Source organism: Nocardia sp. TBRC8007 (genome assembly GCF_056629435.1).
On record NZ_JBWSOR010000001.1, the window covers coordinates 260,189 to 272,448 of the forward strand.

General features: G+C 62.8%; 13 protein-coding genes, 1 tRNA gene and 1 pseudogene. 8 read left to right on the forward strand and 7 right to left on the reverse strand.

Annotated elements, in window-relative coordinates; translation table 11 throughout:
* Nucleotides 1-289: 289 nt before the first annotated feature.
* Nucleotides 290-805, reverse strand: coding sequence for a glycine-rich domain-containing protein (locus ACX4ZE_RS01140; RefSeq protein WP_480271352.1), 516 nt, complete (start codon nucleotides 803-805; stop codon nucleotides 290-292).
* A gap of 116 nt (nucleotides 806-921) precedes the next feature.
* On the opposite strand from ACX4ZE_RS01140, the gene ACX4ZE_RS01145 reads away from it, so the two are divergent.
* Nucleotides 922-1,275 (forward strand): hypothetical protein, encoded by a 354-nt coding sequence (locus ACX4ZE_RS01145; RefSeq protein ID WP_480271353.1) that lies wholly within the window; start codon nucleotides 922-924, stop codon nucleotides 1,273-1,275.
* A gap of 311 nt (nucleotides 1,276-1,586) precedes the next feature.
* Here ACX4ZE_RS01145 and ACX4ZE_RS01150 read toward each other — a convergent pair whose 3' ends face one another.
* Nucleotides 1,587-2,039 carry a nitroreductase family deazaflavin-dependent oxidoreductase gene (locus tag ACX4ZE_RS01150; protein ID WP_480271354.1) on the reverse strand — a complete coding sequence of 151 codons (453 nt, stop codon included), beginning with the start codon at nucleotides 2,037-2,039 and terminating at the stop codon, nucleotides 1,587-1,589.
* Between the two features lie 101 nt (nucleotides 2,040-2,140).
* On the opposite strand from ACX4ZE_RS01150, the gene ACX4ZE_RS01155 reads away from it, so the two are divergent.
* The 3 genes and pseudogenes from ACX4ZE_RS01155 to ACX4ZE_RS01165 all read left to right on the forward strand — a co-directional run bounded on the left by ACX4ZE_RS01155 (nucleotide 2,141) and on the right by ACX4ZE_RS01165 (nucleotide 3,223).
* Nucleotides 2,141-2,214 (forward strand) — tRNA-Ile (locus ACX4ZE_RS01155).
* A 139-nt stretch (nucleotides 2,215-2,353) separates the two neighbouring features.
* A pseudogene (locus tag ACX4ZE_RS01160) lies at nucleotides 2,354-2,470 on the forward strand (transcriptional regulator); the annotation flags it as partial.
* A gap of 402 nt (nucleotides 2,471-2,872) precedes the next feature.
* Nucleotides 2,873-3,223: a DUF3703 domain-containing protein gene (locus ACX4ZE_RS01165; protein WP_480271355.1), complete on the forward strand. Its 351-nt coding sequence runs from the start codon at nucleotides 2,873-2,875 to the stop codon at nucleotides 3,221-3,223.
* Nucleotides 3,224-3,333: 110 nt separating this feature from the next.
* Here ACX4ZE_RS01165 and ACX4ZE_RS01170 read toward each other — a convergent pair whose 3' ends face one another.
* Complete coding sequence (locus ACX4ZE_RS01170) at nucleotides 3,334-4,041, reverse strand: mycothiol-dependent nitroreductase Rv2466c family protein (RefSeq protein WP_480271356.1); 708 nt, start codon at nucleotides 4,039-4,041, stop codon at nucleotides 3,334-3,336.
* Between the two features lie 82 nt (nucleotides 4,042-4,123).
* Entirely contained in the window at nucleotides 4,124-5,161 is a 1,038-nt protein-coding gene (locus ACX4ZE_RS01175) for a mechanosensitive ion channel family protein (protein ID WP_480271636.1), read from the reverse strand.
* A 267-nt stretch (nucleotides 5,162-5,428) separates the two neighbouring features.
* On the opposite strand from ACX4ZE_RS01175, the gene ACX4ZE_RS01180 reads away from it, so the two are divergent.
* Both ACX4ZE_RS01180 and ACX4ZE_RS01185 read left to right on the forward strand, forming a co-directional pair.
* On the forward strand, nucleotides 5,429-5,863 hold the full coding sequence (locus ACX4ZE_RS01180; protein ID WP_480271357.1) for an ATP-binding protein: 435 nt from the start codon (nucleotides 5,429-5,431) through the stop codon (nucleotides 5,861-5,863).
* Nucleotides 5,856-6,665, forward strand: a complete 810-nt coding sequence (locus tag ACX4ZE_RS01185; RefSeq protein WP_480271358.1) for an RNA polymerase sigma factor SigF — start codon at nucleotides 5,856-5,858, stop codon at nucleotides 6,663-6,665. The genes ACX4ZE_RS01180 and ACX4ZE_RS01185 overlap by 8 nt, the downstream gene beginning before the upstream one ends.
* Before the next feature lie 544 nt (nucleotides 6,666-7,209).
* Here the strand turns inward: ACX4ZE_RS01185 and ACX4ZE_RS01190 are convergent.
* Together ACX4ZE_RS01190 and ACX4ZE_RS01195 are read right to left on the reverse strand one after the other, a co-directional pair.
* Nucleotides 7,210-8,070, reverse strand: coding sequence for a hypothetical protein (locus tag ACX4ZE_RS01190; protein WP_480271359.1), 861 nt, complete (start codon nucleotides 8,068-8,070; stop codon nucleotides 7,210-7,212).
* A gap of 156 nt (nucleotides 8,071-8,226) precedes the next feature.
* A complete protein-coding gene (locus ACX4ZE_RS01195; RefSeq protein ID WP_480271360.1) occupies nucleotides 8,227-9,372 on the reverse strand; it encodes an AI-2E family transporter in 1,146 nt (381 codons plus the stop codon).
* Between the two features lie 121 nt (nucleotides 9,373-9,493).
* Here ACX4ZE_RS01195 and ACX4ZE_RS01200 point away from each other — a divergent pair, with 121 nt between their 5' ends.
* A complete protein-coding gene (locus ACX4ZE_RS01200) occupies nucleotides 9,494-10,954 on the forward strand; it encodes an SDR family oxidoreductase (protein WP_480271361.1) in 1,461 nt (486 codons plus the stop codon).
* Nucleotides 10,955-11,030: 76 nt separating this feature from the next.
* Here ACX4ZE_RS01200 and ACX4ZE_RS01205 read toward each other — a convergent pair whose 3' ends face one another.
* Nucleotides 11,031-11,306 (reverse strand): hypothetical protein, encoded by a 276-nt coding sequence (locus tag ACX4ZE_RS01205; protein ID WP_480271362.1) that lies wholly within the window; start codon nucleotides 11,304-11,306, stop codon nucleotides 11,031-11,033.
* A 416-nt stretch (nucleotides 11,307-11,722) separates the two neighbouring features.
* Here ACX4ZE_RS01205 and ACX4ZE_RS01210 point away from each other — a divergent pair, with 416 nt between their 5' ends.
* Nucleotides 11,723-12,013 (forward strand): hypothetical protein, encoded by a 291-nt coding sequence (locus tag ACX4ZE_RS01210; protein ID WP_480271363.1) that lies wholly within the window; start codon nucleotides 11,723-11,725, stop codon nucleotides 12,011-12,013.
* Nucleotides 12,014-12,260 lie beyond the last annotated feature (247 nt).

The window sequence follows — 12,260 nt, forward strand, 5'->3', positions numbered from 1 at the left end:
GCAGCTAGGCTGCTCTGTTCGATATGAGTGCGATTATTGTTACGGACTGGTAAGGATTTTTTGTCTGCGTCTGCGATTCGGGCCGTTTTCCTGCGGTCCGCGTCCATCAGCACGTCGGTTTCGGCTACGTGCCGATCTCGAGGTGTGTCCCGGCTTCGAGCGGGTGGTACAGACGCAGAGGAACGGGTATCAACCGCTATCGGGTGCGGCGTCGTGGTTCAGAGCGGGTAGCCGAACAGTCCGTCGGCCGTCGTCGGTTTCCAGCTAATACAGTGAAACCGACCTGGAATCAGGTGGAGATCACTCTGGTGAGCTCGGTCTCGATGGCGGCGACTCGCTGGGCCTCGATGCCCCATGGGCGCTGGACGCCGACCCGGCGATCCAGATCCCATAGCACGCATTCTTCGTCCACGGCCGCGACAAACCACCACGCCACTACTGTGCGACCAAGCTGCCGCGCTATCGCCTCATGCGAATTACTCTGTGGCCCAGAGTTTTCCGGGATATGATGTAGGAAGCGCCCATAGGCTGTCGCGCAGAATTCAGCGTAGCGCTTCGTGCACAGGATGAACCCGTGCCACGCCTCGTCCACCGCGTGCGATGGCATGCCGATCACCTGGTCATCGCGCAGTGCGGCGCCGCAGCAGAGCAGCCACTGTCGTAGCCCCTGCTCCACGAGCTCCCGCGGTTGCCAGGGACAGGTCTTGTACACGGCTTCGGGTAGCTTCAGCGCATCGACGGCGGCGCGAACGGTCAGTAGATCGATCTCGCGGGATCGGTATCTACGGAAGTTGAGGGACAGCACAATGCACTGTACTCGGGAACCGTTGGGCCGCTATCGTTTCAGTATGGGCGTCAGGCCCGGAGGTGGTAGCGCGGCTTTGTCACGTAGGGCTCGCTCATGCCAGGAAAGGACTCCGAATGAGCGTCATCACCATTATCGTTTTTACGGTTGCTGCACTGGTACTGCTGTTTTTCCTAGTGGCTTTGATCGCTGTCGTGTTCGGTGCCATCCGCTCGCGATTCAACCGCCACCGACCATCGCGGTATGTATTGCGACGTGGCGGGAATCAGGTTGGGAGACATGGCGATGCGAATTCCCCTGCTTCTTTCTGGACGGCAGGCGGCGCCGGCTTGATGGACCAGCACGACTGCGGGCAGTCGGGTGGTCACAGCGCAGCGGATAGCGGTGGGGGAAGCAGTTCCAGCTATGGCGGTGGCGACAGTTCCAGCTACGGCGGTGGTAGCTGCGGCGGTGGTGGCGGTGGGGGGTGACCCACCGTCGTTCGGCGGAAACGTGCCAGGTGCCGAGGCTGAGGTCGCTGCTGGATATTCGTCGGTCGGTTGTCTCTGCTCGGGCACGCCGATCAAGCGCATATCGCAGTCGAGTCCAGGATCGCCTTGGAACGCACTTTAACGGGGGTGTGCGCAAACCAGCTGGACTGGCGACTGGTCCGGCGGCAGCGCCGGGCAGCAACCTCCCCGTCGCTGGTACTGCCATCGTGGTCTCCGGCCTCGCCGTCGTGGTGATGTATCGAGTCGGTCGGCTGGTGGTAGCGCCGCGGCCGCACGGGCCGGAACGAGAACTACCTCGAGGACTGGTTTCCTCCGGACGATGGGCTGAGCACCACGACCGGGATGGGTCGGGTGGTCATCTTCTGATAAGCGCTGTAGCGTCCCCGATTCACTTTATCGACGATTGCCCATAGGCGCGCGTATTCCGGATCATCCGGCAGTGTCGGCCGTGCTGTCGCTGCCAGTTTCCGCCGCCCGATTTGGATTTCGCACTCCGATCGCGCCTTCAGGTTCGCCAGCCACCCCGGCGACCGTGGCGAGCCACCGTTGGACGCGGTCACCAGATAGTCCGCACCATCGCGGCCGTAGGTCAGTGCCGAAGTTCTTTCCCGTCCGGTTTTGCGTCCCACTGTCCGCAGCAGCAGTGTCGGGTTTCCGAACAACAGCCGATGCCCCACCAGCCCGCCGCTGTTGTCGTACATCCACTGATGCGCCTTCAGTACCTTCGCGAACAGACCAGCCATACCTGCCCTCTCCGTAAGTTCTAGAACTTCGTCAACTATCCGACTGGTCTCAACCCCGTCCGACGCGGTAGCATTCCCAACGCCCGCGGTCCCCGCGGCATGGGGCGGTAGCTCAGTCGGTTAGAGCCGTGGACTCATAATCCATTGGTCGCGGGTTCGAGCCCCGCCCGCCCCACAAAGAGCTTTTGTGAACTACTGACGGTAGTCGAATGGTGGCCGAACGGAGCTCTGGTGCCACCAAACCACTCCGCTCACGCAACGGGCGAAGCAGTCGGCAACTGTTACATACGTGTTGGTCACCCTGCACTCCGTGCAGCCGCTACGAGCTCGCCGATTCGCGTATCGGGCACGCGCTCGACGATCTGCTCGGTGTGGTGCTTGCGGTCGACCCGGCCTGTTGCCCGGCCGTGGATGCCGAGGGGTGCTGCTGATGGGGTAGCAGCTGGGGATGCCGCGCCCGGGTCCTTCATCGCGGCGACGGACGCTGCTGACACGCTGGATTCGCTGGTCGGTGGCCGCGACCATCTCCTACAACCTCGTCGAGGCAGCCATCATTGTCACCGAAGGTGTCCGGGTCTCCTCGACCGCCTTGCTCGGATTCGGCCTCGACTCGGTGATCGAGGTGACTTCGGCAGTGGTGTGGCTTGGCGTGGTGACGTCTGCTGTACGCCGCTCGAGGTTCCCGGCGGCCGCGATGCGGCCAGGTCCAGCTGTGCGTGCTGTGTCGCAGTCGGGCACTCCGCATCCGCGGACCCTGCTCAGCCGGTTGCGCTGTCGCTTCGTCCCGGAGTATCGGATACTACGATCATCGGACACTACGGAAAGGGCTTCTGATGTCCCGCATCCCGGGGGCGGCTCGCGCCCGCTACCACTATGAAATGCAGGCCGCCGAAACCAGCCGCACTCCCGATCAGCGGTGGGCGCACCTCGAACGCGCTCATATCCTGTCTCAGCCCGACCCGTGGCTGCACACCTGCAATCATGTCGCTATGTTCGTCTTCGCGGTGCGCCAACGTGACCGCCGTGAAGCCCTCGGGCAGGTCGTACGCATTGTCGTGGCTGCTCCCGGCTCGCTGTCCGGCCGCTATCCCAAGGGCAATACCGGACGAGCTCGCGTCGGGATACTCCAACCTATGCCGATCCCCGATGAACTTGCTGTCCTGATGAATCCGAAGGTCGCCTGATCAACTCGAGCCGGCCCGTGACCGGCGTCGTCGAGCGTTGTGCGCAGATTACCGCTGCTGGGTTCGGAGTGCGGATGCTTCCGCGCGTAATGGGAACAGGCGCTACTGGATCAAGAGGTGGATTCCTCCAGCGCCGACATATCGATGACCTCGCCGCGGTTGATGCTCACCCAATCGCGGCCACGCACATATGGTTTCAGTACTTCCCCGATGCGTTCGGTGGCAGCGGCGCTCTTGGGACGCTGGATTTCGTAGACATCCGGGAATTCGAGCATGCCGGTGACCAGTGCCCAGAGGCGGGCCGCGCGGTCGCCGGTCGGCGGATCGATCAGTACCGGTCCGAACAGTGGGGAACCATCGGGGAAGAACAGCGTGGGTACGCCGAAGCCGCCCGCGGCCGTGACGCGTTCATGATCGGCGCGTACTTCCGCGTGTGTCGATTCGTCCGCCATCGCGTCGTCGAGCACCGAGCCGGGGAAGCCGAGTCGTTCGAGGAGCTGGCGCGCTATCGCGGGGTCATGCGGCTTACCGCCGAGTTCGTGCAGTTCCCGGCCGATCTCGGCATACCAGCGATCCACGGCGTCCTGATCGCGGCGGCGTAGCAGAGCGCCGATGCGCATGAGCGACCAGCCGTAGGACCATGAGCGCTCCCAGGGATGCTTCTTCCCCTCGGCCCGATTGATCTCTTCCAGGCTGAAGAACCGCCAGTCGATCCGCAGTCCGGTCATTCGCCGGACTTCGCGTATCCATAGCGACGTCTGATACGCGTACGGGCACATGGGGTCGAAATGAAAATCGACGAATTCTGGTGCACTCATACTTTTTGACAGTATCGCCTCGCACTACTGTCGGCTATCGCCGTGCGTCACACGCGGCATACAGAAAGCGGCCCCACGGCCGCTAGGTCAGCGCGGGCGATGCCGCGGCGGCGGTGGGGATCTTCGGTAGCGCGTAGGGGTGGTTGTGCGCCAGCCAGCCGATCAGTTCCTCGCGAACCGCGCAGCGCAGGGCCCACACATCGTCGGCATTGCGGGCGGACATCGACGCGCGCACCACGATGCTGGTGGGCGTGCTGTCGGTGACCAGCAGGTTCCAGCCCCGTCCATCCCAGTCCTGGCGGGCCCGCAGATATTTGTGCAGATGCTCGCGTAGTTCCGGTACAGGGGTGCTGTGGTCCAGATACAGAAATACGGTGCCGGTGATCTGTGGCCCGCCTCTGGACCAGTTCTCATAGGGTTTGCTGTTGAAATAGGAGACCGGCATGGTCAATCGGCGATCGTCCCAGATTCGCACAGTGAGAAAGGACAGAGTGATCTCCTCGACAGTGCCCCATTCTCCCTCGACCACTACCGTATCGCCGATCTTCACCGAATCACCGAATGCGATCTGCAACCCGGCCATGAGATTGCCGAGTGTCGACTGTGCTGCCACACCGGCGATGATGCCGATCACGCCGGCCGAAGCCAGCAATGAAGTGCCCAAGGTGCGCAGGTCGGGGAAAAGTATCAATGTGGTCATGGCCGCAGTCGTTACGGCCAGCACTGTGGTGACGATGCGGCGAACCAGGGTGAGCTGGGTGTGCAACCGCCGTACCCGCGCTGTGTCGGCGGTGCGGGTGGCGTATTGGTCGAGTGTGTTCTCGGCTACAGCGTCGGCGGCGCGCATGGTGAGCCAGGCGGCGGCGATGATCGCCGTAGCGGCAAGACCGTTGAGAATGACTTCGCTCTGCTGTAATTCCAGGTGCGCCAATGGGTAGGTGAAATGCAATCCGGTCGTGGCCAGCAGCGCCTGCAATGGCAACTGTACGCGGCGCAGCAGTCCGGCCAACCGCATTCTCGGGTGTTTTTTCGCGCTGTAGCGCAGTAGGCGATCGATCAACACGCCGACCGTCATGGTTGCCACGAGTGTGCCGCTGAAGACGATGAGCGGCCGTAACACTTCCTCCAAGGTTTTCAACTCCTTGCTACGGGGTGTCTCGATGCCTTCCTGCTAGGCTACAGTTTGATAACGGTCACAATGCAGGGCCGGATCGGCCACGCCATCCAGCTTTGCGCAAGGGGGTCACATATCCTGGCTCGGTGCCGCATGCCTCGGAGGCCTGGTTCGATATGACACGCGCCATCGCGTCATGGCACATCGAAATGAGCAGGCGAGAGGGCGTAGGCTGGTCGCTCCGACGGCCGGCGCGACTTCTGGGAGCGGTGCATGAGCAAGGGTGAGGGGACTCCTCCCGCTACGACGCGGACCGGCACGATCAGTGTGCGGGTGCCTGCGGAGTCCGGACAGCTGGCGATGTTGCGGGCCCTGGCCGAGACCGTCGTACTCATGGCAGACTTCGGCATCGACGAGGTAACCGACATCCGGTTGGCGCTCGATGAGGTGGCCAGCGTACTGATGCTGGACGCGGTAGACGGCTCCGAAATCGACTGCGCGTTCAGCTTCGACGACACCGCGGTGGACGTACATGTCCGCGCGATCACGGTCTCGGATACCAGTCCGGATCAGTCGGGCTTCGGCTGGCATATCGTCGCGACGCTTACTGATGCGGTCTGCGTATCGCGGGCCGCATATGATCCCGTCGTCGGCGGCTATCCCACCGTGGTCGACTTCCGCTGGGTGCGTGGCGGCTCGGATGAATAACAAGCTGAATCGAGACGCTGCCAAGCGGGAGTCGAGGGGAGATAGCTACGACAATATCGAGCCGTTGTTCGTGGAACTGGTCGGGCTGACCCAGGATGATCCACGCCGGGAGGCGGTACGCACGGAACTGATCGACCGCTGTCTTCCGCTGGCCGAACATATCGCCCGTAAGTTCAGTGGACGCGGCGAGAGCTTCGAAGACTTGTTGCAGATCGCCCGGGTGGGCCTGCTCGCCGCGGTCGACCGATTCGATCCCGCGCGTGGCGCGACGTTCCTGTCTTTCGCGGTGCCGACGATCATGGGGGAAGTGCGCAGGCATTTCAGGGACTACGCATGGTCGGTGCGAGTACCGAGGCGGCTCAAGGAGATTCAGTCTACGATCGGTCCTACGGTGGAGGCTCTGTCACAGCGGCTGGGCCGGGTGCCGCGGGCACGGGAAGTGGCCGAGGAACTGGGCGTCGACCTCAACGAGGTGACCCAGGCACTCATCGCGCGCAACGCGTACAAGACATCCTCGATCGACGCGGCTTCCGACACCGACGAGGGGGAATCCGGTGGCCCCTCATTGCTGGACTCGCTTGGGGAGGAGGACCCCGACTTCGGCACCGTGGACAATTACCTGGCGGTGAAACCGTTGTTGGCCGCGCTACCGGATCGCGAGAAGCAGGTGCTCGCCATGCGCTTCTTCGACTCGATGTCGCAGGAGCAGATAGCCAGGCAGATCGGCTGTTCGCAGATGCAGGTCTCACGCATTCTCGCCAAAACCTTGAAATCGCTGCGCGAACAGGCTTTACGAGATTGACCTGACCGGCCTATGTGAACAGATCCGCTTGGATCCGGCGCGGGGAGAGTCGACTTGCGTTACATCGCCAGCGCGTTGTCGATCATGTAATACAGCTGGACCAATGGGTCGTGCACAAGCGTGAACAGCATCTGGAAAGTACCGCGCATGTCGATCACCTTCTGTTGTGGCTGTCGATCGGTTGCTATGACACATCTACTGCGCCACTTAGGCGCGTGGCACATAGATAAGTCTACGCTCCAGTTTTCTGGAGCGATGCGGAAATGACGCATTTCATGAATATCTATCGGAGAATTAGTCGATTGTTCGAATGATATGCATCGAAAATGCATCTTTTTTAGCGCCGATACGGTTGAACTGATCCGTCCTGCTCTGTCGCGACCTTGTTGCGGCGGGTGTGAACGATTATTACTCCACCGCCCACAGAAAGGCCCGGCCGAGGCCGGGCCTTTCTGTGGGCGGTGCGCATATGTGCCTGCGGTCCCGCTGAGCTCACCGGCACCGGCAAGGTCACCTGTTGTGGAGTGCCGCAGGGAGCTCTGGGTTACGTGGCCGGGATTGTGGGCGGCGCGAGCAGTCCCTGGGCGACGCCGACTCCGGCGCCGACGGCCGCACCGAGCGCGATGGCGGGCGAAGCGACGAACCCGTAGCCGACAGCCGCGCCGAAGATGGTGGTAACGACCGTCCCGGTCGGAAACATGGGGAGGCCGGCGATAGCACCGCTGATCGCGCCGATGACCAATCCCACCGACGCGACTGGGGCAGCCACCATACTGCCCACCGAGGCGCCTATGGCGGCGGAGCTGACAACATCTGCTGCGATGCGGTCGGAGCGCGACGGTTCGAAGCCCGCCGAGTCCAGGGCCTGGGCAATGCTTGCTTCCGGCCCCGCGATTGCGTCGTTGATCACCTTCCCCTGCTCGGGAGTCAGAAAGTCCGGCCTGCCGACCACCAGAGAACCAATGCGCAAGGTGCCGGGAGGCGCTTCGATCGGCGCGACCGGAGGAGCCAAGGCAGTCAGATCGGGCAGGTGCAGATTTTCCGGGATGACGGGAGCGAGTTCATTCGAATCCGGCATCGGCCGGTTGGTGCTCATGTCGTTGCGGCCGGCTGAAACGGGTGGTGTCTCGGGCACGGGGGGAGGCGGGGGAAGAATGCCAGGCGGCAGGAACGGCGCCAGCGGCGCCAATGGTGCCAACGGATCGAATGGAGCGGCGATCGGGGCTGCCGGGGCAATGGCGGGCACCGGCTCGAAGGGAAGCTGGATGGCGTTCTCCGGCATCAGCGGGTGGGCTGAGGCGGTCACGGCGCCGGCCACCGATAGCGGGATCGTGCTCGCGACGGCCAAGGTGGCAGCGCGGCGGAAAAGGGGGTGTGCCGGTTTTCTGGGTGTTGCTACGGCCATAGACCTTCCACCTCATTCTGAAGAGGACATATACCTACCCTTCTAGTTCGATCCAGGAGGACTTCCGGATACGCGGAAGGCGGATTTCTTTTCATGCCTCGATCGGTGTTCCGACACTGGAGGCATCGTGGGTAGTGAACCCGTTGACCGGTACCGTTATTCGGCGGGTCCGGTCTCGACTCCCGGCTCCGGCTGCCCGATAGTCGCCGCATCGATCTGTTCACCGATATAACGCAAGACGACTATGGCCATACCGGCGACCGGCACGGCCAGGAAGGCGCCGATAATCCCATACAGCGAGCCACCGGCCATAACGGCCAGCAGCACGATAGCGGCGTGCAATCGCATGCCGCGGCTCTGCAACACCGGTTGCAGCACATTGCCTTCCAGTTGCTGGACGGCGATGATGATGCCGAGCACAGCCAGCGCGGTGAAGAAACCGTTGCCGACCAATGCGACCAGTACCGCGAGCGCGCCTGCGACGAACGCGCCGACTATCGGGACGAATCCACCGAGAAACGTGATCACCGCGAGTACCAGTGCCAGCGGGACTCCGAGGAGCACCAGACTCACGCCGATGAGCACCGCGTCGATCAAGCTGACCAGCGCCTGGATCCGGATGAACCCGCCGAGAACTACCCAGGTACGGTGGAGCACTTCTTCCACATGCCTACCACTGCGATTGCCGCACACAGTGCGCACCCACGGCAGGAAATGTGCCCCGTCCTTGATGAAGAAGAACGTGAGCACAAGCACCAAAGACGTGGTCACCAATACCGATGCCGCAGTACTCACGCCATTGAAGACGCCGGTCGCGATCTGTTCGGAACTCGATTGTAATCGGGATACGATCGCATCGACCGCGGAGTCCAGTTGCTCGTCACGGATTCTCAGTGGTGGGCCCTGGAGCCATTCCCGCACCTGGTTGATGCCTGTGCTCGCCTTGTCCGCGAGCTCGGGCGTTTGGTCTATCACCGAGGGCACGATCAGTGCGATAGTACCGCCGAGCACACCGAGAAAGCCGAGGACGGTGAGCAATGCCGCCGCCGCGGGCGGCAGGCCGCGGATGGTGAGCCAGTGGACCGGCGGACGCAGCACGGTGGCGACCACTGTGGCCAGCGCCACTGGCAGAATCACCACCCATAGTTGAGCGACCAGGAATCCGAGTACCCACGCACCGGCAGCGATCGCGACGATGCACAGCGCCCATTTGGCCAGCCACAGCAGACCCGCGCCGATGATCTCACCGCGATCCCGTGGGGAGCGGTCCTCCGGTCGGTGATTCTCGACAGCTTCGCTCACGGGCCAAGTCTGGCAGAAGTCTAGGCTGGGGAGAGCTCATGATCGGTCGGCGACAGGGCATCCTGTTTGACTCCCGGATTACCGGTCATCACCAAAGAAAGCGACCGGAAGGGTAGTTCTCGTGCGCTGTGTGGTGTTGGGCGCGACTGGCTATATCGGTGGTCGACTGGTGCCGGAGCTGTTGCGGGCGGGCCATTCGGTGCGAGTAATGGCTCGCACCCCCGGCAAGCTCGCCGAAGCACCCTGGCGTGACCGTGTGGAGGTGGTGACGGGAGATGTGACCTCCGCTGTCTCGGTGCGCGCCGCGTTGTCCGGAGCCGATGTGTTGTATTACCTGGTCCATTCGCTTACCCGCGCGGATTTCGACACAGTGGACCGAGATGCGGCCAGGCTGGTCGTTACCGAGGCGGCGCACGCGGGGCTGAGCAGGATTGTCTATCTGGGCGGTATCACTCCACATGGACAGCGGATGTCGCGGCATCTGGCCTCCCGCGCCGAGGTCGGTGAGATTCTGAGTTCCGGGCCGGTGCCTGCGCTGGTGCTACAGGCCGCGGTGATCATCGGCTCTGGATCGGCCAGCTTCGAGATGCTGCGTTATCTGACCGAGCGGTTGCCGATCATGGTCACCCCTCGGTGGGTGCGTAACACCATCCAGCCGATCGCGGTGGGCGACGTGCTGTATTACCTGACCGAGGCGGCGAAGCTGCCGAGTGGAACCTGCGGTGTCTTCGATATCGGTGGTCCGGATGTCCTGACCTACGAGCAGATGATGCGGGGCTATGCCGAGGTGGCGCAGCTGCCCAGGCGGGTGATCATGCCGGTTCCTGTGCTGACCCCATGGTTGTCGGCACAGTGGATCAATCTGGTGACGCCGGTGCCCCGCGCGATCGCCGTGCCGCTGATGGAATCGCTTATCAACGATGTGGTCTGCCATGACCATGCCATCGCTACTCTCATCCCGGACCCGCCTGGGGGGCTGATCGGCTATCAGCGGGCAGTGACGCTGGCACTACAGAAGATTCGTGCTCTGGATGTTCCGACCAGGTGGTCGGATGCCGCTCAGCCAGGTATGCCGTCGGATCCGCTGCCCACCGATCCGGTGTGGTCGGGTGGTTCGCTGTATCGGGACGTCCAGGTACGTTACACCACCGCGAATCCGGCAACATTGTGGCAGGTGATCGAGGCGATCGGGGGCGAGTACGGATGGTATTCCTTCCCGTTGGCCTGGTCGTTGCGCGGGTGGATGGACCGGCTCGCTGGTGGCGTAGGTCTGCGGCGCGGCCGCCGTGACCCGCATCGACTGCACGAGGGGGAGGCCCTGGATTGGTGGCGGGTCGAGCTGCTGGAGCGACCGACCAGGCTGCGGTTACGCGCCGAGATGCGGGTACCAGGACGGGCCTGGCTGGAGCTGTCGGTCGAGCCGCGCGGCAGGGGTGCCGTCTATCGCCAGTGCGCCTTGTTCGAACCGCACGGATTGGCCGGACACCTGTACTGGAAAGCCATCGCGCCGTTGCACACGGTTATCTTCGGCGGGATGGCACGCAATATCACCGACGCCGCGGAGCGGTTGCGCGTGGAATGACTTGACCAGGCATGGTCGCTGTGCCGGCGCGGTGGTGGTGACAGCGAGAAGCGCTGTGGCGAGGAGAGTGTCCGGGTCAGCCGATCACAGCGTTCATGATGGTGCCCGCACTTGTGGCGATGATGCCGCCGATCATGGCTCCCGCCACCATCTTCGGCGACTCTAGCCCACCTCCGGTCCACTTCTCCCAGGCGAAGCGGCCACCTGCGTAGATGATGCCGCAGATGCCCGATAGCAGTACGAACCATGTCAGGTAACGGACTAGTTGGAGGAACTTGTCGGAGATCGGCGGTGCCTCTGGAGTGGGATTGCCGATCTGCGCCAGGGTGTCGTAAGCAGCGGCCAGGATCATCGTCGTTCGCTCATTCTGGATTCGGGGCAAGGGCAGTAATGCATGAGTTCAGTAATTCGCTGCCACAATCGTATCCGTTTGCTCGCCCCGATGCAGTCGGGTCGGCGCAGTCGCGACGGTGCGGCACAGGGAAGTTCGCATTCCGTCCGGTACGGGTACCCGATGCTGGGGATGGCGCGGGCAGCCTGTCTGTCGACCGGCTTTCCGGCATCGCCGGATTCGGTGGTGCGGCGCTACGACTGTCCAGACGAGATGGAAACCGAACCCGGCGCTCGCTCACCTGGCGTTCTGTGTGGTGCGCGCACCAGGGCCACCTTCGCGTATTGTCGTCGGTGGGCTAATTCATCGTTGGCCGAAAAGCTTTCGTGTAGCAGCCCGGCGACAGCAGAGTTGCAGTGGAGTATGGGGAGTAGACGGTGAGCAGCATTCAGGCGGCAGTCGGTGACACGTTCATAACACTGGCGCAGATAGATAATCCGACTCCGGAGCCACCGCCACTGGCGGACAAGATTTTACAGTTCGTCCGCTATTTCACGTGGTTCGCTCTGATGTCGGGCGTCATCAGCATCATCTACGCTGGAGGTCGCTTCGCTTGGGAGAAGTGGTCGGGCGGCTCGCAGTCGCCGAAGATGGTGGCGGGAGCCATGATCGGCGGCGTTGTCGCCACCAGCGCGGGCACGATTATGAACGCCGTCTTGTCGATCTGATCGCGCGCTGCGGTGGCTTCGGGCTCGGGTTCCGTCGCGTTGCCGCCCTTGCGGTGATCCAGCCCGGTAGAGTCTCGTGACCGATCGGTGGGGCACGTCTGGAGGATCGATACTTCGGTGGCTCGGGCACAACAATAATAAACAAGTATTACTAAACACTGTTCACGGGCTTTGATCTGTGCTTTTATCGATATGTACCGGGTCCCCGCAACACCGTGGGGTCTGCGTCCGGACCAGACCGGTAGGA

Excerpts from the sequence above, each read along its gene's own strand:
- ACX4ZE_RS01150 (WP_480271354.1), bottom strand. The coding sequence starts at position 2,039 with ATGGCTGGTCTGTTCGCGAAGGTACTGAAGGCGCATCAGTGGATGTAC.
- ACX4ZE_RS01180 (WP_480271357.1), top strand. The coding sequence starts at position 5,429 with ATGAGCAAGGGTGAGGGGACTCCTCCCGCTACGACGCGGACCGGCACG.
- ACX4ZE_RS01205 (WP_480271362.1), bottom strand. The coding sequence starts at position 11,306 with ATGATCCTGGCCGCTGCTTACGACACCCTGGCGCAGATCGGCAATCCC.
- ACX4ZE_RS01145 (WP_480271353.1), top strand. The coding sequence starts at position 922 with ATGAGCGTCATCACCATTATCGTTTTTACGGTTGCTGCACTGGTACTG.
- ACX4ZE_RS01185 (WP_480271358.1), top strand. The coding sequence starts at position 5,856 with ATGAATAACAAGCTGAATCGAGACGCTGCCAAGCGGGAGTCGAGGGGA.
- ACX4ZE_RS01170 (WP_480271356.1), bottom strand. The coding sequence starts at position 4,041 with ATGAGTGCACCAGAATTCGTCGATTTTCATTTCGACCCCATGTGCCCG.
- ACX4ZE_RS01190 (WP_480271359.1), bottom strand. The coding sequence starts at position 8,070 with ATGGCCGTAGCAACACCCAGAAAACCGGCACACCCCCTTTTCCGCCGC.
- ACX4ZE_RS01165 (WP_480271355.1), top strand. The coding sequence starts at position 2,873 with ATGTCCCGCATCCCGGGGGCGGCTCGCGCCCGCTACCACTATGAAATG.